Below are 19,217 nucleotides of genomic sequence, written 5' to 3'. Positions count from 1 at the left end.
CGCCGGAGCCCGGGTAGCGGTCGGATGTGCCCGACCGACGGCCCGTCGTGAACCCGGCGGACGACCGGCGCCGCTGGCAGGCCCTCGGGGTGGGCCTGGTCGCGGCGTTCATGACGCTGCTGGACGTCAGCATCGTCAACGTCGCCGTACCGTCGATCGAGCGGGCGCTGCACGCCGGTCCGAGCGACCTGCAGTGGGTGCTGTCCGGGTACGCGCTGACCTTCGGGCTGATCCTGGTGCCGGCCGGCCGGTTCGGCGACGCCCGAGGCCGCCGCAACGCCTTTGTGCTGGGCGTCGCCCTGTTCACCGTGACCAGCGCGCTCGCCGGACTCGCCCAGTCCCCCACCTGGCTGGTCGCCGCCCGGCTGCTCCAGGGCGCCGCCGCCGGCGTGGTCAACCCGCAGGTCGCCGGGCTGATCCAGCAGTTGTTCCGGGGCGCCGAGCGAGGTCGCGCGTTCGGTCTGCTCGGCGCGACCATCGGCGTCTCCACGGCCGTCGGCCCGCTGCTGGGCGGCCTGCTCATCCAACTCGGCGGCGAGGCACACGGCTGGCGGTGGGTCTTCTTCGTCAACGTGCCGGTGGGCATCGTCGCCGTGCTGCTCGGCTGGCGGCTGGTACCGGCCCGCCCCACCGGCCAACCCGACCGGCACAAACTCGACCCGGTCGGCGTACTGCTGCTCGGCGTCGGGGTGACGCTCCTGCTGCTGCCCCTGGTGCAACGGCAACAGTGGCCCGGCCCGTGGAAGTGGGCGCTGATCCCGGCCGGGCTGGTCGTGCTCGCCGGCTTCGGCCTCTGGGAACGCCGGTACGCCCGGCACCAGCCACCGCTGTTCGACCTGCGGCTGTTCCGGCTGCGTTCGTACAGCCTCGGGGCGCTGATCGGGCTGATCTACTTCGGCGGCTTCACCGCGATCTTCTTCATCTTCACCCTCTACCTGCAGAACGGCCTCGGCTCCAGCGCGTTGGTCGCCGGCCTGGCGATCACCCCGTTCGCCCTCGGGTCGGCGCTCACCGCCACGCTCGGCGGACGGGTCGTCAACCGGTTCGGTCGCCCGCTGGTCGGGATCGGTCTGCTCATGGTGCTGGTCGGTCTCTGCGCGGTGGATCTCGTGCTGCGCGGCTCCCCACACGGCTCGGTGCCGCTGCTGACGGCGGTGCCGCTGCTCCTCGCCGGCCTGGGCAGCGGCCTGGTGATCACCCCGAACCAGACGCTGACCCTGTCCGAGGTGCCGGTGCCGCAGGCGGGCAGCGCGGCCGGGATGTTGCAGACCGGGCAGCGGATCGGCTCGGCGGCCGGCATCGCCGGCGTCGGGGCGCTGTTCTTCTCGTCGCTGGCCAGCAACGGCGGTCAGTGGTCGGCGGCCTTCCGGCACTCCCTGGTGCTCGCCATCGGCATCATCGCGCTGGCCCTGATCGCCGCGGCGGTCGACATCGCGCTCAACCACCGCCGGCACCCCTCCTCCGCCCCGCCCGCACGGCGCTGACCACGAGGCGGGTGCTTCACCCCATCGCCGACCTCGTGTGACCAGGGGGCGCTCACCCGGCCGGCTCCGTACGGTCCATCGGGCGCGGCCGTGGCCCCGCACGGTCCACCGGGGCGACCCGTGGGCACCGCACGGTCCAGCGGGCGTGCCGTTCCCACGGTCCATCGGGCGTGGTGGTGGACTCCGCACGGTCATCGGTCGTGGCCGGGGCGGACGGTGACCATACGCGCGGTCCGGAGACGCCGCCGGCCGGCACCCCGGTTCGGGGTGCCGGCCAGTCTGCTGGTCGTGATCGGTGAACGTCAGCCGTTCCAGTACTGGGCGACGAGGTCGGCGGCCTGCTGCTCCCACTGCGCGTACGCGTCCGGGTACGCCGACACCTGCACCGTCTGCGCGGCCTCGGTCAACGGCATGTCCCGCCAACCGTCGACCTGCTTCAGACCCTTCTGGAACGCCATCGTCGAGTAGACCGGGTCGGTGATCTGCTCGGGGGTGCCCCAGCCGGAGGAGGGGCGCTGCTGGAACAGACCCAGCGAGTCGTGGTCGTTACGGTCACCGAGGTGGCCCAGGTTCTCCAGCTTCGACTCCTGCAGGGCGGTACCGACAGAGATCACCGCGGCCCGCTCGTTGAGGCCGGACTTCTTGGTGGCGGCGATGATCGCCTTGACGTTGGCGGTCTGCTCGCCGTTCAGGTCGATCCGCGACTGGGCACCCTGGGTGCCGTGCGGGATCAGCTTGGCCGGGTTGGGCTTGTCGGCCTGCACGGCCACGGCGACGGGCTTGGCGTCGATCGTGGGGGCGGCGAGGGCATGGGTGGCCGGGCCGGCGAACACCCCACCGGCGAAGGCCAGACCAGCGATACCGAGCACGCTCTTACGCAGCATCGTGTTCATGGGAAAGCTCCATTCGGGGGTCGGCGACGCACCCAGGGGGATGCGACGCAAGCACCACGACGGGGCGCTCAACAAACAAGGGGGAAAGTCATCGACCGGCGGCGGACCACACGAACCGGGGGGCTCGCGGCGCCGGGACCAGATGTAACGACCACCGGCCCACCGTCATTCCCAACGGGTACCGCCATCGAGCCAGGCAGCGGGGGCCGCTACTGCGGTCGTACGCAGGGTGTAACGCCCCGGGCCCGGCCGGGATTCCAGCCTGCGGGTGCCGCCGGTCACGGTCGGCGCGGATCACTCCTGGACGTCGCCGACGTGGCCTGCACGTCATCGCCACCGTGCGAGGCATGTCCGGAACGCTCCGGGCCAAGCGCGCCCCCACCCACGCCCAGCCCCGACGCAGGCCCGGCTCCTCCCGAGGCTCGGAGTCGGTCCCCCGGCCACCCGGCTTCGGGTGCATCTGTTGTCGCCATCGCCGCAACAAACGCACCCAGAGGGAGGCCGCGCCGCCCGGAGGCCGAGACGTGCCGGCTTGGCACCGGTCTTCGGGTGCGTCTGTTGCGGCCACAGCGACCAGAAACGCACCCCGAAGTGAGGGATGCGCGGATGTGGCGGAGCGCGGACGGGGTCAGCCCGGCCACCAGAGCCGACGCCAACCCGACTCCACATCCCAAACCGGACGGCGACGGGCATAGTCGAGCGGGGACAACGTCGCCGGGGACCGGGTGCCGGCACTGCCGCACTGATCGATTCCGTCGGCCATGACCGCGCCACTTGCTCGGAAGAGCACCGCAATCGACGTCGCCAGCTACGGCGATGATCCGCAGCGACAGGCTCGGGGACCGTGCCGCAGCGCCCGCACGCAGGCCCGACCAGTCGCCGCCGCACAGGCCGCCCAGGTCCCGCACTCGGGCCGCCGCGCCCCATGCCGGCCGACCAGGTCCCGCACCCGGGCCGCCGCGCCCGCACGCCGGCGGATCAGTCACCGCCGCACAGGTCCGCGCCGCGCCGACCCGACGACCTCAGCGGGGGACGGTCCCGCACCCGGGCAGCCGGCGGGGGAACAGCGCCACGGAGGCCGGGACGAACCACAGTGGAAGCATCGGCGAACACTCACCGCACGGGGCTGCGGACGGAGCGTGCCAGGCGGTAGACACATAGACCATGACGAACACCCTCGACCGTCGTACCCTCCTGCGCATCGCCGGCGCGTCCGCCGGCACCGCCGTGCTCGCCGGCGCCACCCTCGCCGCGGCCGGTACCGCCCACGCGGCGGACGGCGCGTTCCGGCACGGAGTCGCCTCGGGCGACCCGCTGCCGGACGGGATCCTGCTCTGGACCCGGATCACCCCCACCCCGGAGGCGCTGCCGGGCTCCGGAGTGGGCCCGGACGTCGACGTACGGTGGCAGGTCGCCGCCGATCCCGACTTCCGGTCGGTGGCCGCCGAGGGCGTGACGCCGACCGGCCCCGGCCGCGACCACACCGTGAAGGTGGCGGTGTCCGGGCTGGCCCCGGCGACGACGTACTGGTACCGGTTCGGGTACGCCGACGGCTGGTCGCCGACCGGGCGGACGATGACCGCCCCGCCGGTGGACGCGGCGGTCGACCGGCTGAGGATGGGGGTGGTGTCCTGCGCGAACTGGGAGGCGGGACACTTCGCCGCGTACCGGCGGCTGGCCGACCGGGGCGACCTCAACCTGGTGGTGCATCTCGGCGACTATCTCTACGAGTACGGCACCGGCGAGTTCGACGCCGGCGGCACGGTGGTCCGCCCCGTCGAGCCGGCGCACGAGGTGCTCACCCTGGCGGACTACCGGATCCGGCACGGGCTCTACAAGACCGACCCGGACCTGCGGGCGCTGCACGCCGCGCTGCCCTGGGTGATCACCTGGGACGACCACGAGGTCGCCAACGATGCCTGGTCCGGCGGGGCGGAGAACCACACCCCGGGCACCGAGGGCGCGTGGCCGGACCGGGTGGCCGCCGCCCGGCAGGCGTACCAGGAGTGGATGCCGGTGCGCATCGGCGCGGACGGCGCGATCTACCGCCGGTTCCGCTACGGCCAGCTCGCCGAGCTGTCCATGCTGGACCTGCGGTCGTACCGGTCGCAGCAGACCTCGGGTACGGCGGTGGACGACCCGGCGCGGACCATCACCGGGGACGCCCAGATGCAGTGGTTGAAGGCGGGCCTGGCCGGGTCGACGGCGCGCTGGAAGCTGGTCGGCAACCCGGTGATGATGGCCCGGGTGGACGTCGGTTCGCTGCCGGCGTGGCTGCTCGGGCCGCTGGGAGCGCTGCTCGGCATCCCGCAGAACGGCGCGGTGCTCAACGCCGACCAGTGGGACGGCTACAACGCCGACCGCAACGAGCTGGTGGACCACCTGCGGGCAACCGGCACGCGCGACGTCGTCTTCCTCACCGGGGACATCCACACCTCGTGGGCCAACGAGGTGACCACCCGGTCGACGGGGCTGTCCGACCCGGCCGCCGCCGAGTTCGTGGTGCCGTCGGTGACCAGCGACAACGTCGACGACTTCCTCAACCTGCCGGCCGGCAACGGGCTGAGCCTGCTCGGCGCGACCCTGCTCCGGACGACGAACCCGCACGTGAAGTGGACCGAGCTGGACGGGCACGGCTACGGCGTACTGGAGGTGACCCCGCAGCGCTGCCGGATGGACTGGTACCACCTGGCCGACCGGACCCGGGCGGACAGCGCGAGCCGCTGGGTGGCCGGTTTCTCGGTGGGCGCCGGCTCGTCGAGGCTGCGCAGGGAGAACGCGCCCGCCGGGTGATCGGGCAGACCGGCCCGGGCGCGCGGACGGCGACCGGCCGGCCCCCGGGACGGGGACCGGCCGGTCGGGTCGTACCAGGTCACCAGACCTGCTGGACGATGTCCGCCGCCTGCTCCTCCCACTGCGCGTAGGCGTACGGGAAGGCCGAGACCTGGACGGTCTGCGCCGCGGTGGTCAGCGGCAGGTCCTGCCAGCCGTGCACGTTCTTCAGCGCGTCGAAGAACGCCCGCGAGGCGTACCGCGGGTCGGTGATCTCCTCCGGCGTGCCCCAACCCGACGACGGGCGCTGCTGGAACAGGCCCTGCGAGTCGTGGTCGTTGTACGCGCCGAGATGACCCAGGTTGTACAGCTTCGACTCCTGCAACGAGGTGGCGACGCCGATCACCGCGCCGCGCTCCCCCACCCCGGTCCGTTTGGCCTCCTCGACGATGGCCCTGGCGTTGGCGAGCTGCGCGTCGTCCAGCGGGACGCGGGACTGGGCGCCCTCCACGCCGCGCGGGACGAGGTCGTCCTTGCTCGGCTTGTCGGCCGGGACGGCGGCCGTCCGGCTGCCCATGGTCAGCCCGGACTCGACCGTGGTGCTCTCCCGGCTCTTGCCGGTGGCCAGGTCGATCGCGGCCCTGGCGCCCTCGTGCGGTCCGCTGGTGACGGGGGCGGCCACAGCGGCCGGGCCGAACGCCAGGCCGCCGAGGGCGGCGACGCCGGCGATGCTCAGTGCGGTCCTACGGTCCTTCGCGATGGCCGGGAGCCATCGAGTGAAGTCCAGCTTCACGATGGTTGCCCTTTCGATCGTGGCGGCCCGCTCCGGATTGAGCGGGCCTCGGGGGACTACTGCCGGGCCGGCCCCGGGTTTGGGCACCGGCGGTACGGGAAACACAACCAGCTTCGCGTGTCGGTCATTCCGGAAATGCCGGCCCCGGCTCGGGCCGCGACGCCGGTCACCCGGCAGACCGGACAGCGGCCACCGGACCGGGACGGCCGGGCCGTTCAGGCGTACGGGGTGCCGTACCGCACCAGGACGTGCCAGAGCTGCTTGAGGTGCTGGAGGGTGTCCGCCGCCGGTCCCCGGTCCGCCCACCGGTCCGGCTCGCGGACCACGGCCGCCGCCGCCCGGCCGACCAGGGCGGCGTCGATCCGCTGGCCCGGCCGACCGAACTCGGCGTACACCCGGGCGGCCAGCGGCGGGATGGCCGGCCCACGGAACTCCGGGTCGACGCCGTCGACCGGCAGCGTGAAGCCCGCGTGGTAGCGCAGCGCGAAGCCGTGCCGACGGGCGGTCCGGGCCAGCACGCGCCCGGTGTCCGTGCCCCGGAACGACGGGTCCACCACCAGCTCGGCCACGTCCCGGGACAGCGCGATCCCCCCGTGCACCTGCGCCTCGACGTAGTCGTCCAGGGACCGCCCGTGGGCACCCGGCCGCCCCGCGACCGCCGCCCGGCGGCGGAGCAGGCCGCGCACCAGCCGGGCGGTGTCCATCCCGGCGACGCCCAGACTGGTCCCGGTCGCGGCGGTCGCGACGAGCAGCGCCGCCAGGATCGGCTCGCCGACGTCGGCGACCCCGAAGTCGGACGGGCCGACATGACTGTCGCCGAAGCAGAGGGTGGTCCGGGCCAGCACCTCCGGGCGCAGCCGCAGGTGGCACGAGCCGAACCGGGGGCAGGCGCCGTCCGGATGGTCCAGCAGGTTCAGGCCGCCGTAGACCGGACGCTCGGCGGGATCGACGCCCGGCCGCTGGTACGCCCCACCGAAGAGCGCCTCCTCCCAGCGGTCCCGGTCCCCGCCCGGGTACGCGGTCAGGCCGCCGTTGGAGATGCCGGTGACGAACTGGCTGACGTACCCGTCGTCGTCGGCGAGCGCCTCGGCCACCGTACGGCCGTCCGCGACCAGCCGGTCGGGATGGAAGTTGACGGTGAGCCGGCCGGCGGTGACCACCGCCCCGATCAACTCCTCGGGCCGATAGCTGGTGCCCGACCCCGCGAGGTACCGGGCGATCGTCGCCAACGCCGCCGGGCGGTCCCGCAACGCCACCGCCCGGACATGGTGCAGCGCGGCGGCCTGGGCGGGAGTCAGTACGACGGACACACCCGGCAGTATCGGGGACCGGCCGAAGCCCGGTCGACCGGATTCAGCCGCCGGTACCGAAACCGTCCTCGGTGGACCGTTCGTCGAGCGGGCGCAGTTCCTGGAAGAGGGTGAGCTGGAGACCTGCCGGCGCGTCGAGGCGCGAGTTGAGCGACTGCCAGGGCGTGACGGTGGGCGGGGCGATCTCGGTCGCACCGGCGGCGACGAGCCGGCCGGTGGCGGCGGTGGCGTCGTCCACCTCGAACGCCACCCGGATCCGTGGCGCCACCTGACGGCCCACCTCGACGTCGTCGATCATCCGCTTCTGCGCCGGGTTGGCGATCTCCAGGGTGGCCCGGCCGGCTTCCAGGATCACCACCCGGGCGTCCCCGTCGCCGGAGAACGCGGCCTGCTCGGGCAGGCCCAGGGCGTCCCGGAAGAAGGCGACCGCGGCGTCGTAGTCCTCGGCCTCCACCACCAGGCGGAGCTGTCGAACGGTCGGGGGCCGGTCGTCGCTCACCGGTCGATCCTAGGCCCGGGCGGGGCCGAGCCGGGCGAGCAGGGTCTGGTTGTCCGGGGTGGCGACGAGCCGACGCAGGAGCTGCTCCATGGCCTGCTGCCGGTCCAGTGCGGACAGCGCGGTGCGCAACGCCCGCAGCCGGTCCCCCTCCCCCGACCGGGCCAGCAACTCCTCCCGCCGGGTCCCGGACGACCGCACGTCCACCGCCGGGAAGGTCCGCCGGTCGGCCAGGGCCCGGTCCAGCCGCAGCTCGGCGTTGCCGGTGCTCTTGAACTCCTCGAAGATCAGCGTGTCGGCGGCGGAGCCGGTCTCCACCAGCGCCGAGGCCAGCATCGTCAGCGAGCCGCCACCCTCGACGGCGCGGGCGGCGGCGAGCAGCCGCTTCGGCGGCGCCAGCGCGGCCACGTCCACCCCGCCGGAGAGGGTACGGCCGCTGGGCCGGGCGGCCAGGTTGTAGGCGCGGGCGAGCCGGGTCAGCGAATCGAGCAGCACGACCACGTCGTGCCCCAGCTCGACCAGGCGCTTGGCCCGCTCGATCGCCAACTCCGCCACCGTGGTGTGGTCCTGCGGCGGACGGTCGAACGTGGCCGCGATGACCTCGCCCTTCACCGAACGAGACCAGTCGGTGACCTCCTCGGGCCGCTCGTCCACCAGCACCACCATCAGGTGACACTCCGGATTGTTGTGCGTGATCGCGTTCGCGATCGCCTGGAGCACCATCGTCTTACCGGCCTTCGGCGGCGACACGATCAACGCCCGCTGCCCCTTGCCCAGCGGCATCACCAGGTCGATCACCCGCGTGGTCAGGATGTGCGGCTCGGTCTCCAACCGCAGCCGCTCCTGCGGGTACAGCGCGGTCAGGTCGGCGTACTCGGGCCGGCGGCGCACCCGCTCGGGCGGCAGCCCGTTGACGTCGTCCACCCGTACCAGCCGGCCGTCCCGGGCGGCGCCGGTGATCAGGTCGCCGCGCCGCAGCCCGTGCCGGCGTAGCTGGGTGAGGGAGAGGTGCGGGTCGTGCGGCGAGGGCAGGTAGCCGTCGACCCGGACGACGGCGCGCCGGTCGTCGGCGTCGACCACACCGGCCACCGGCGTGAGATTTCCCTGTTCCATGGTCATCCCTTCAGGGCACGGCCCGGCGTGCGCCGGACTCGTGGTGGGCGGGCCGCCACCGTGCGGTGGCCGGCGTTGGAGAAGGTGTCCGGCGCGGACCGGTGCCGGCCCGGTGATCGGGGGTGACCGGCCCGACGGACAGCGCGACGGCGAACCGGACGGCCGGCAGGGTTCGGCCGTGGGGTCGCGGCGACCGGGCCACCACGGGACGGTGCCGGTGACTCCGTGGTCGGTGCCGGTGCTTCGCGGGCGACCGGGCGGCGGATGCACCACGGGCCGGGCGACGGCCTCGGGGAACTGCCGGGACGGGTGGACCGTCGGGCGGGGATCTGACCACGGGCGGCGCGGTGCGCCAACTTCCGGGTCTGGCCGCAGAATAGCGCAGCGGGACGGGGCCGGGCAAGCATTCCGGCGGTGGGGCGGCGAGCAGGGCGAGGTACCCCGTCGCACGACGACGGCGGTGGGGACCGGCCCGGCCGTTCCCCGTGCCCTCCCCGCCGCGCAGGTCCAGGCGGACGGCGCTGGGCGGCGGACGGGACGGGCGCGGCGGGGCGGGGCGGGCGCGGCGGGGCGGGCGCCGGTGATGCCGGGCGGGGGGACGGCGCTGGGCGCGGCCCGGCCGCCCGGCCGTGCTCAGTGGCCCCGGGCCAGCCACTCCGGCAGGTGCGGGGCCTCGGCGCCGACGGTGGTGTCGGCGCCGTGCCCGGTGTGCACCACCGTCTCCGGCGGCAGGGTGAGCAGCCGGGTCCGGATCGACTCCACGATGGTGGCGAAGTCGCTGTACGAGCGGCCGGTCGCACCCGGACCGCCGGCGAACAGGGTGTCGCCGGTGAAGACCGCGCCGAGCGCCGGGGCGTGGAAGCTGCACGCCCCGGGGCTGTGGCCGGGGGTGTGCAGCACCCGCAGGGTGGTGCCGGCGACGGTGATCTCCTGCCCGTCGGCCAATTCCCCGTCGGGGTCGAGACCGGGATGGACCAGGTCCCACAGCACCCGGTCGGCGGGGTGCAGCAGCACCGGCGCGCCGGTGGCCCTGGCCAGCCCGGGGGCGACCCGGACGTGGTCGTCGTGGGCGTGGGTGGCGAGGATGGCCACCACCCGCCGGTCGCCGACGGTCCGCCGGATCGCGTCGACGTCGTGCGGGGCGTCGACCACCACGCACTCGGCGTCGTCGCCGACCACCCAGACGTTGTTGTCGACGTCGAAGGTCTGCCCGTCGAGGGAGAAGGTGCCGGAGGTGACGGCGTGGTCGACCCTGGCCGTCACGGGAACACCACCACCGAGCGCAGCACGTCGCCGTGGTGCATCCGGCTGAACGCCTCCTCCACCTGGTCCAGGGCGATCTCCTCGGTGACGAAGGCGTCCAGGTCGAGGCGGCCCTGCAGGTAGAGCTGGGTGAGCACCGGGAAGTCCCGGCTGGGCAGGCAGTCGCCGTACCAGCTCGACCTGAGCGCGCCGCCCCGGCCGAAGACGTCCAGCAGCGGCAGGTCGACGGTCATCTCCGGGGTCGGCACCCCGACCAGGACGACGGTGCCGGCGAGGTCGCGGGCGTAGAAGGCCTGCTTCCAGGTCTCCGGGCGGCCGACCGCGTCGATCACCACGTCGGCACCGAAGCCGCCGGTGGCGGCCCGGATCGCCGCGACGACGTCCTCGGCGGAGGCGTTGACGGTGTGGGTGGCGCCGAACGCGCGCGCCCAGTCGAGCTTGCGGGCGTCGGTGTCCACCGCGATGATCGTCGACGCGCCGGCGAGGACGGCACCGGCCACCGCCGCGTCACCGACGCCCCCGCAACCGATGACGGCGACCGAGTCGCCCCGGGTGACCTGCCCGGTGTTCATCGCCGCGCCGAGGCCGGCCATCACGCCGCAGCCGAGCAGCCCGACGGCGGCGGGTCGGGCCGACGGGTCGACCCTGGTGCACTGTCCGGCGTGGACCAGTGTCTTCTCCGCGAACGCGCCGATGCCCAGCGCCGGGGTGAGTTCGGTGCCGTCGGTGAGGGTCATCTTCCGGGCGGCGTTGTGGGTGTTGAAGCAGTGCCAGGGTCGGCCGCGTCGGCAGGCCCGGCACTCGCCGCAGACCGCGCGCCAGTTGAGCACCACGAAGTCGCCGGGCGCCACCTCGGTGACGCCCTCGCCGACCTGTTCGACGATGCCGGCCGCCTCGTGGCCGAGCAGGAACGGGTAGTCGTCGTTGATGCCGCCCTCGCGGTAGTGCAGGTCGGTGTGGCAGACCCCGCAGGACTGCACCCTCACCACCGCCTCGCCGGGCCCCGGGTCGGGCACCACGATGGTGGTGACCTCGACCGGAGCACTCTTGCTCCGCGAAATGACGCCCCGGACTTCCTGGCTCACGCTGTCCTCCTGCTCCCGGCCCGGCGGTGGCCGTCTCGGTCACGTTCCCCGCCGAACCTACCGCGATCATGCCGACCGGCCCATCGGTCCGCCGGACTCGCCCCGCGCCCCGGCGCACGGCGCGGCCGACCCGGCTCGGGATGGTCGGGCGGGGCCGGGCGACCCCGACCCGGACAGCCGTCGGTGGGTGAACGGTCACCGGTGGTCACCCGACCCGACCCCGCCACCTGTGGTTACCGGACGGTTGGGCACAATCGACCCATGTCTCCCCGCCGGTGGCTGCTCGCCGATCAACTCGGGCCGCACTTCCTGGACGACGACCAGCAGCCGGTGCTGCTGGTCGAGGCCACCGAACTGTTCCGGCACCGGCGACTACACCGGCAGAAGGCGCACCTGATCCTCAGCGCCCTGCGGCACCGCGCCGCCGAACTGGGCGACCGGGCGCTGCTGGTGCGTACCGGCACGTTCCGGGAGGCCCTCGCCACGGTCGACGGCCCGGTCGAGGTCTGCCATCCGACCACCCGCACCACGGCGCGTTTCGCCCGGTCCGTCCCGGGGCTGACGGTGCTGCCGCCGCGCGGCTTCCTCACCGACCGGGCCGACTTCGCCGGCTGGGCGGACCGGGCCCGGCGGGGGCCGCTCCGGATGGCCGACTTCTACCGGCACGCCAAGCGCCGGCACGCCGTGCTCACCGGCCCGGGGCCGACCGGCCGTCCGCGTACGGCCACCACCGCCCGCACCCTGGACGTGCCGCCTCCACCGCCGATCGTCGAGGACGAGATCGACGCCGGGGTCCGCGCCGACCTGGACCGCTGGGAGCGGGACGGGGTCCGCTTCACCGGCCGGGACGCCCCGCGTGCGTACCCGGCCACGCACGCCGAGGCCGAGGAGCGGTTGACCCACTTCGTGCGGTACCGGCTGCCCGAGTTCGGCCGGTACCGCGACGTGATGAGCGCCGGGGATCCGCTGCTGGCGCACAGCGTGCTCTCCTCGTCGTTCAACCTGGGGTTGCTCGACCCGGAGGTGGCCGTCCGCCGGGCGGAGGCGGCGTGGCGCGACGGCGACGCTCCGCTGGGCTCGGTCGAGGCGTTCGTCCGGGGCCTGCTCGGCTGGCGGGAGTTCCTCTGGCAGCTCTACTGGTACTTCGAGCCGCCCTTCCGGGGCGCCGGCTGGCTGGCCGCGACCGGTTCGCTACCCGAGTGGTTCGTCGAGCTGGACGCCGACGCGGTGGAGGCCCGGTGCCTGTCCGACGTGCTCGCCGGGGTGCGGGACCGGGCCTGGGCGCACCACGCCCAACGGCTGCTGGTGCTCGGCAACTACGCGTTGCAGCGGGGCTGGCGCCCGGCCGAGCTGGCCGACTGGTTCACGCGCAACTTCGTCGACGGCGCCGACTGGGTGATGAACGCGACCGTGATCGGCATGAGCCAGTACGCCGACCTGGCCCGGGTGGACACCCGCCCGTACGCCGTGGACGGGCGGTACGTCGACGAGATCAGCGACTACTGCACCGGCTGCCGCTACCAGCCGGACCGGACGCTCGGCGACCTCGCCTGCCCGTACACCGGCGGTTTCGACGCGTTCCTGCACCGTAACCGGGAGAAGCTGGTGGCCGACCCGCGGCTCGCCGCGGAGCTGACCTCCCGCGACGATCCGGAGCAGCGGGACGCCGTGCTGGCGCAGGAGGAGAAGCGGGGCAGCACCGCGCCGTGACCGGCCGCCCGCCAGGGGCAGCCGGTTGGGCGGGTCGGCGTCCCGACCGGTCAGCCGGCCGGCGGGGCCGCACCGGCCGACCAGAACTCGCGCAGCATCCGGTGCAGCTCGTCGGCCCGCTCGATCTGCGGCATGTGCCCGCAGTCGGCGAAGAGGTGGGTACGGGCCCGGGGCAGCCGCGCCCGGGCCGCGTCGAGGTGCGCGGCGGGCAGGATCAGGTCCCGGTCGCCCCAGACCACCAGCACCGGGACGTCGAGCCGGGCCACCTCGGCCAGCAGTTCGTCCCGCCACTGCGGACGGACCCCTCCGGCGGTGCCGAGGTCGCGCACGATCTCGGCCATCACCCGGGCGGCGTAGGGCTGGCGGGCCAGTTCGAGGGCGTACGCGATCCGCTCGTCGGTGACGTACCCCGGGTCGTGGAAGATGGCCCGCTCGGTACGACGGGCCACCGCCCGGCTGGGCCGCAGCAGCACCCGGGCCAGCGGGCGCACCGCGAGCAGCCGCAGCGCGACGGTGACCTCCCGGCCGAAGCCGGCGCTGTCGACCAGCGCGAGGCTGGCCACCCGGGACGGCTCGGCGACGGCCAGCCGCATGGCGACCGCGCCGCCCAGGGAGTTGCCCACCAGATGCGCGGGCCGGTCGACGCCGACGGCGTCGAGGTAACGGCCGACGAACCGGGCCAGCGCCGGGAGGGTGGCCGGGCCGGCCATCGGCAGCGAGCCGCCGTGGCCGGGCAGGTCGACGCTGTGCACCCGGAACCCGTGGGTGAGCAGTTCGTGCTGGTCGGTGAAGTCACGCAGGGACCGCCCGATGCCGTGCAGCAGGACCACCGGCGGTCCGGCGCCGTCGACGCGGTGGCGGACCCGCCGTCCGTCGACGGTGACGTGCCGGGGGCGCAGACCGGCCGGGGCGCTCACGCGACGTCCCCGACGGGCAGCTCGGACGCGGTGGCCGCCGGGCGGCCGGCACCGGGCACCCGGGTGCCGGCGAGGCGGTTCATCCCGACGGCGAGCAGCCGGCCGTAGGAGGCGGGCGCGATCCGGGCCAGCAGGTCGGGCAGCTTCGCCGACCAGCCGATCAGCACCCGACCGCGGCGGCGCTCGACGCCGCGCAGGATCACCTCGGCGGCCCGCTCCGGCGCGATGGTGAGCAGCTTCTCGAACTGCCGCCGCCCGGTCTCGAACTCCTCCCGGGCCACCCCGCTGCCGACCCGGGCGTTGCGGGCGATCCGGGTGGCGATGCCGCCGGGATGGACCGAGGTGACCCCGATGCCGTCGTCGACCAACTCGTGCCGCAGCGCCTCGGTGAAGCCCCGGACGGCGAACTTGCTGGCCGAGTAGGCGGCCTGCCCGGCCGGGGCGATCAGCCCGAACAGGCTGGAGACGTTGACCAGGTGGGCACCGGGCTCGGCCTTCAACGCGGGCAGCAGGGCATGGGTGAGCTGCACCGGCGCCCGGAAGTTGACGTCGACAACCCAGTGGAACTCGTCCATGGTGACCTGGTCGAACCGGCCGCCGAGGGCGACCCCGGCGTTGTTGACCAGCAGCCGGATCCGCGGGTGCCGGGCCTGGATCTCCTCGGCCACCCGGGCGGTCGTACACAGGTCGGCCAGGTCGACCAGGTGGGTGTCGACCCGCCGGTCGGGGTGGCCGGCGCGGATCGCGGCGGCCACCGCGTCGAGCCGTTCGGCGTCCCGGTCGAGCAGGACCAGGTCGCTGCCGCGCCGGGCCAGCCCGTGGGCGAGCGCCGCGCCGATTCCGCTGGCGGCGCCGGTGACCACTGCGGTCCCGGCCGTGAAGACGAAGGTACGCACGCGGCCTCCTTGCTGCGTGGTAGGGGTGGTGGGGTGGGTGGACGGGCTCAGCCGACCGGGGCGTCGGCGGCGACCGGGGTGGCCCGGGAGAAGCGGACCCCCTCGTCGGTGAGCCGGCCGTGCCTCATCATCATGACGTCCCGCGGATAGTTCTGGTAGAGCCGCCAGGGCGCCCGGGCACCCTGCTTGGGCAGGGCGTCCACACTGCGCAGCACGTACCCCGAGTGGAGGTCGATCAGTGGCGCCAGGTCGCCGTCGGGCGGGGCGACCGGGGTGACGATCTGCTGGCCGGTGGCGTCCAGGTGGCGCAGCAGCCGGCAGACGTAGGTGGCGACCAGGTCGGCCTTCAGCGTCCAGGAGGCGTTGGTGTACCCGATGGTCAGCGCGAAGTTCGGCACCCCGGAGAGCATCATGCCCTTGTACGCCACGGTCCGCGCCAGGTCGACGTCGACGCCGTCCACGGCGAGGGTCATCCCGCCCAGGGCGAGCAGGTTGAGGCCGGTGGCGGTGACGACCACGTCGGCGGGCAGTTCGGTGCCGGAGCCGAGCCGGACCCCGCCCGGGGTGAAGGTGTCGACGGTGTCGGTGACCACCGAGGCGCGACCGGCGGTCAGGGCCGCGAACAGGTCCCCGTCGGGGACCACGCAGAGCCGCTGGTCCCAGGGGTCGTAGCGGGGTGAGAAGTGCCGGTCGACGTCGTAGCCGGCCGGCAGCCGGCCCTTGGCGGCCCGCCGCAGCAACGACCGCACCAGCTTCGGGGCACGCCGGCTGAGCTGGTAGTTGGCGGTGCCGAGCAGCACGTTCTTCCAGCGCACCACCGGGTACGCGGCCTTCGGCGGCAGCCAGCGGCGCAGCGCGTCGGCGATCCTGTCCCGGGCGGGCAGCGCGATCACGTACGTGGGTGAGCGCTGGAGCATGGTGACGTGGGCGGCGCGCGCGGCCAGCGCCGGTACCAGGGTGACCGCGGTGGCGCCGCTGCCGATGACGACCACCCGGCTGCCGGTGTGGTCGAGGTCCGCGGGCCAGTGCTGCGGGTGCACCAGCCGCCCGGTGTACCGCTCCACGCCCGGGAACTCGGGGGTGTGGCCGGCGTCGTAGCGGTAGTAGCCGGCGCAGGTGAAGAGGAACCCGCAGGTCAGCACCACGTCCTCGGCGGTGTCGTCGCGCCGGGCGTGGACCGTCCAGCGCGCGGTGGCCCGGTCCCACTCGGCGCGCACCACCCGGTGCTGGAAGCGGATGTGCTCCTCGACGCCGTAGTCCCGGGCGGTCTGGCGGACGTAGCGGCGGATGGACTCGCCGTCGGCGATGGCCTTCGGATCGGTCCACGGTTTGAACGAGTAGCCGAGGGTGAACATGTCCGAGTCGGAGCGGATGCCCGGGTAGCGGAACAGGTCCCAGGTGCCGCCGATCGCGTCGCGCGCCTCGAGCACCGCGTACGTCTTGTCGGGACAGTCGCGGCGCAGGTGGCAGGCGGCACCGATGCCGGACAGCCCAGCTCCGACGATGAGCACGTCGACGTGGTCGGTGGCCATCGCATCTCCCGGGTCCGAGGCGGTGACCGGACACTATCCACCGCCGTCGACGTCGTCAACAGCGTGTCGAGCAGCGTCGACAGGCTGTCGAGTCACCGGTAGCATCGACGGACATGACGTCCTGCCGTACCTCCGCCGGCCCGGCCCGGGGTCGGCGGACCGCCCGGTCCGTCGGCGACGACCGGGAGCTGGCCATCCTGGCGACCGCCGAACGGCTGCTGGAGCAGCGCGCCTTCGCCGAGATCTCGATCGACGACCTGGCCCGGGGCGCCGGCATCTCCCGACCCACCTTCTACTTCTACTTCCCGTCGAAGGACGCGGTGCTGCTCACCCTCCTCGACCGGGTCACCGAGGAGGCCCACCGGGCCGCCGGGGACGTGCTGGTCCACCTCGCCGACGACCCACGGGCCCGCTGGCGGGAACTGATCAGCCGGTTCCACGCCACCTTCGGCGGGCACCGCGCGGTGGTGCTGGCCTGCGCCGAGGTGCGCGGCACCAACGCCGAGGTGCGCCGACTCTGGGCCGACGTGCTGCGCCGCTGGGTGCAGGCGGTCGAGGGGGTGATCGAGGCGGAACGGCACCGTGGCGGCGCCCCGCCCGGCGTGCCCGCCCGCGACCTGGCCATCGTGCTGATCTCGATGAACGAACGGGTCTGGTACGCCACCTTCGCCGGCGACGGTCCGGCGGTGGCCGAGCGGGACGCCGTCGACGTACTGCTCGACGTGTGGTTGACCAGCGTCTACCGCACCACCCACCCGACGCCCGGCCCGCCGCCGGACGGGTGCCACCCACCGGCCCGCTGACGCCCGGCACCGTCGGCGCTCAGCGGCCGACGTCGCGCAGCGCCGCGCCGATCGCGGCGACCCCGTCGGCGATGTCACCGGCGGTGTTCGCGGCATAGCCGAGCACCAGGCCCGGCGGGTACGGGCGTTGGGCGTGCCAGGACAGCGGCTGCGCCTTCACCCCCCGGCGCAGCGCCGCCGTGGCCAGCGCGACGTCGTCGAACCGGCCGGCGAAGGTGACGGTCAGGTGCAGCCCGGCCGCCGCGCCGTGCACCGTCGCCCCGGGCAGGTGCGCGGTGACCGCCCGGATCATCGCGTCCCGGCGGCGTACGTGGCGGCGACGCAGCAGGCGCAGGTGCCGGTCCAGGTCACCCGAGGTCATCAGCTCGGCCAGCACCAACTGCGGCAGCACCGCGTTGCCCAGGTCGGCCATCCGTTTCGCGTCGACCAGCGCGTCATGGTGCTGGTGCGGCACCAGCGCCCAGCCGATCCGCAACGCCGGGGCCAGCAGCTTGGAGACGCTGCCGGTGTAGCAGACCCGGTCGGGCAGCAGGCCGCGCAGCGCCGGCACCGGGGGCCGGTCGTACCGGTGCTCGGCGTCGTAGTCGTCCTCCAGCACCAACCCGCCGTCGCGGGCCCACTCGGCGAGGCGGCGACGCCGGTCACCGTGCAGCACCACGCCGGTCGGGAACTGGTGGGCCGGGGTGAGCAGCACCGCCGGGTGCCCGGCGGCGGCCAGCTCGTCGACCCGCAGGCCGTGCCCGTCGACGGCCACCGGTGGGGTGTCCAGCCGCCAGTTGCGCAGGTGCTGGCGTACCCCGAGCGAGCCGGGGTCCTCGACCGCGACGGTGTGCACGCCGCTGTCGTGCAGGACCTGGGCGAGCAGGCCGAGCGCCTGGGAGACCCCGGCGACGACCACCACCTCGTCCGGGTCGGCCCGGATCCCCCGGGTGCGGGCGAGGTGGGCGGCGACCGCCCGGCGCAGCCCCGGGGCGCCCCGCGGGTCGCCGTAGCCGAAGGCCGCCGCGTCCAGGTCGCGCAGCACGGTCCGCTCGGCGCGCAGCCAGGCCGCGCGGGGGAAGGCCGCCAGGTCGGGTACGCCCGGCGAGAGGTCGACCCGGGCCGGCACCGCACGCAGCGCCTCGAACACCTCGGTGCCCGGCGTGGGGGCGAAGAGCGCCTCGGGCGCAGGTGCCGGCGGCGCGGCCAGGGAGCGGGGGGCGACCGGCGCGGCGACCACCACGGTGCCGGCGCGGTCCCGGCCGGCGACGTGCCCCTCCTCGGCGAGCCGCTGGTACACCTCGGTGACCACGCCCCGGGACACGCCGAGGTCGGCGGCGAGTTCCCGGCTGGCCGGGAGCCGGCCGCCGAGCGGCAGTCGACCGTCGGCGATCGCGGCGCGCAGCCGGTCGGCCAGCCAGTCGGTCCGGCGGCCGGGCGGGGCGGTGCCGACGTCGAGGGCGAGGAAGTCCGACCCGGCAGTTGTGGACCCGTCGGCAGCGTGCGGTTTGGCCCTGTTCACCGGGCCATTGTGGCAGCAGGGTGGAGCCTGTGAGCATCACCTTCCTGCTGGCCACGCTGGTCGTGGTCGGCACCCCGGGCGCCGGGGTGGTCTACACCCTCTCGGCCGCGCTGTCCCACGGCCGCCGCGCCGGTGTGATCGCCGCGTTCGGCTGCGCCACCGCCATCGTGCCGCAGCTCCTGGCCGCGTGCACCGGCCTGGCCACGCTGCTGCACACCAGCGCGACCGCGTTCACCATGCTGCGCTACCTCGGGGTCGGCTACCTGCTGTACCTGGCCTGGCTGACGGCCCGGGACCGGTCCGCCTTCACCGCCACCGGGCCGCCCGTACCGCCCCGGCCGGCGCACCGGGTGATCCTGTCCGCCGTGCTGGTGAACGTGCTCAACCCCAAACCCGTCCTGTTCTTCGTGGCGTTCCTGCCCCAGTTCGTGCCGGTGGACGCGCCGGACGGCACCGTCCGGATGCTGACCTGCGGCGCGGTGTTCGTCCTGGTCACCTTCCTGGTCTTCGCCGGGTACGGGATCGCCGCCGGCGCGGTACGGGACCGGGTGCTGGCCCGGCCCCGGCTGACCGACTGGCTGCGCCGCGCCTTCGCCGGGTCGTTCGTCGCCCTCGGCGTCGCCCTGCTGTTCGCCGACCGATGAGGAGC

15 protein-coding genes and 1 pseudogene are annotated in these 19,217 nt (G+C 74.4%); 5 read left to right on the top strand and 11 right to left on the bottom strand.

Annotated features, from left to right (window positions below; all coding sequences use genetic code 11):
* The first annotated feature begins 26 nt into the window (after positions 1-26).
* Positions 27-1,484, top strand: a complete 1,458-nt coding sequence (locus ACIQG9_RS17610; RefSeq protein WP_400403313.1) for an MFS transporter — start codon at positions 27-29, stop codon at positions 1,482-1,484.
* Positions 1,485-1,786: 302 nt separating this feature from the next.
* Here ACIQG9_RS17610 and ACIQG9_RS17605 read toward each other — a convergent pair whose 3' ends face one another.
* Positions 1,787-2,377, bottom strand: a complete 591-nt coding sequence (locus ACIQG9_RS17605) for a hypothetical protein (RefSeq protein WP_400403311.1) — start codon at positions 2,375-2,377, stop codon at positions 1,787-1,789.
* Positions 2,378-3,541: 1,164 nt separating this feature from the next.
* Here ACIQG9_RS17605 and ACIQG9_RS17600 point away from each other — a divergent pair.
* Complete coding sequence (locus ACIQG9_RS17600) at positions 3,542-5,170, top strand: alkaline phosphatase D family protein (protein ID WP_400403309.1); 1,629 nt, start codon at positions 3,542-3,544, stop codon at positions 5,168-5,170.
* Between the two features lie 79 nt (positions 5,171-5,249).
* Here ACIQG9_RS17600 and ACIQG9_RS17595 read toward each other — a convergent pair whose 3' ends face one another.
* The 6 genes and pseudogenes from ACIQG9_RS17595 to ACIQG9_RS17570 all read right to left on the bottom strand — a co-directional run bounded on the left by ACIQG9_RS17595 (position 5,250) and on the right by ACIQG9_RS17570 (position 11,209).
* The gene (locus ACIQG9_RS17595; protein WP_400403307.1) at positions 5,250-5,942 is read right to left on the bottom strand and encodes a hypothetical protein; all 693 of its coding nucleotides are present in this window, start codon (positions 5,940-5,942) and stop codon (positions 5,250-5,252) included.
* A gap of 215 nt (positions 5,943-6,157) precedes the next feature.
* Positions 6,158-7,252, bottom strand: a complete 1,095-nt coding sequence (locus ACIQG9_RS17590) for a DUF3626 domain-containing protein (RefSeq protein ID WP_400403305.1) — start codon at positions 7,250-7,252, stop codon at positions 6,158-6,160.
* A 43-nt stretch (positions 7,253-7,295) separates the two neighbouring features.
* The gene (locus ACIQG9_RS17585) at positions 7,296-7,751 is read right to left on the bottom strand and encodes a VOC family protein (RefSeq protein WP_400403303.1); all 456 of its coding nucleotides are present in this window, start codon (positions 7,749-7,751) and stop codon (positions 7,296-7,298) included.
* Between the two features lie 9 nt (positions 7,752-7,760).
* Positions 7,761-8,873: pseudogene (gene rho, locus ACIQG9_RS17580) on the bottom strand (transcription termination factor Rho); the annotation flags it as partial.
* Positions 8,874-9,494: 621 nt separating this feature from the next.
* The gene (locus ACIQG9_RS17575) at positions 9,495-10,124 is read right to left on the bottom strand and encodes an MBL fold metallo-hydrolase (RefSeq protein WP_400403301.1); all 630 of its coding nucleotides are present in this window, start codon (positions 10,122-10,124) and stop codon (positions 9,495-9,497) included.
* Positions 10,121-11,209 carry an S-(hydroxymethyl)mycothiol dehydrogenase gene (locus ACIQG9_RS17570; RefSeq protein WP_400403299.1) on the bottom strand — a complete coding sequence of 363 codons (1,089 nt, stop codon included), beginning with the start codon at positions 11,207-11,209 and terminating at the stop codon, positions 10,121-10,123. The genes ACIQG9_RS17575 and ACIQG9_RS17570 overlap by 4 nt, the downstream gene beginning before the upstream one ends.
* Positions 11,210-11,470: 261 nt before the next feature.
* Between ACIQG9_RS17570 and ACIQG9_RS17565 the strand changes: the two genes are divergently transcribed.
* Entirely contained in the window at positions 11,471-12,919 is a 1,449-nt protein-coding gene (locus ACIQG9_RS17565; RefSeq protein WP_400403297.1) for a cryptochrome/photolyase family protein, read from the top strand.
* 50 nt (positions 12,920-12,969) lie between these two features.
* Here the strand turns inward: ACIQG9_RS17565 and ACIQG9_RS17560 are convergent, their stop codons facing one another.
* From ACIQG9_RS17560 to ACIQG9_RS17550, 3 genes are read right to left on the bottom strand one after another with little or no spacing between them, the layout of a single operon-like run.
* On the bottom strand, positions 12,970-13,836 hold the full coding sequence (locus ACIQG9_RS17560; protein ID WP_400403295.1) for an alpha/beta fold hydrolase: 867 nt from the start codon (positions 13,834-13,836) through the stop codon (positions 12,970-12,972).
* The gene (locus tag ACIQG9_RS17555) at positions 13,833-14,732 is read right to left on the bottom strand and encodes an SDR family NAD(P)-dependent oxidoreductase (RefSeq protein WP_400403293.1); all 900 of its coding nucleotides are present in this window, start codon (positions 14,730-14,732) and stop codon (positions 13,833-13,835) included. Before ACIQG9_RS17555 ends, ACIQG9_RS17560 begins: the two co-directional genes overlap by 4 nt.
* Positions 14,733-14,779: 47 nt before the next feature.
* A complete protein-coding gene (locus tag ACIQG9_RS17550; RefSeq protein ID WP_400403291.1) occupies positions 14,780-16,264 on the bottom strand; it encodes a flavin-containing monooxygenase in 1,485 nt (494 codons plus the stop codon).
* 113 nt (positions 16,265-16,377) lie between these two features.
* On the opposite strand from ACIQG9_RS17550, the gene ACIQG9_RS17545 reads away from it, so the two are divergent.
* Positions 16,378-17,067 carry a TetR/AcrR family transcriptional regulator gene (locus ACIQG9_RS17545; RefSeq protein WP_400403289.1) on the top strand — a complete coding sequence of 230 codons (690 nt, stop codon included), beginning with the start codon at positions 16,378-16,380 and terminating at the stop codon, positions 17,065-17,067.
* 19 nt (positions 17,068-17,086) lie between these two features.
* On the opposite strand, the gene ACIQG9_RS17540 is transcribed toward ACIQG9_RS17545, so the two are convergent.
* On the bottom strand, positions 17,087-18,568 hold the full coding sequence (locus tag ACIQG9_RS17540; RefSeq protein ID WP_400403287.1) for a PLP-dependent aminotransferase family protein: 1,482 nt from the start codon (positions 18,566-18,568) through the stop codon (positions 17,087-17,089).
* A gap of 29 nt (positions 18,569-18,597) precedes the next feature.
* Here ACIQG9_RS17540 and ACIQG9_RS17535 point away from each other — a divergent pair, with 29 nt between their 5' ends.
* Positions 18,598-19,212, top strand: coding sequence for a LysE family translocator (locus tag ACIQG9_RS17535; protein WP_400403285.1), 615 nt, complete (start codon positions 18,598-18,600; stop codon positions 19,210-19,212).
* The last annotated feature ends 5 nt before the right edge of the window (positions 19,213-19,217 follow it).

Origin of the sequence: Micromonospora sp. NPDC092111 (genome assembly GCF_044755745.1) — a bacterium.
Classification (GTDB): Bacteria; Actinomycetota; Actinomycetes; order Mycobacteriales; family Micromonosporaceae; genus Micromonospora.
The sequence above is the reverse complement of the archived record's forward strand: the minus strand, read 5'-3'. Positions and strand labels throughout refer to the sequence as shown.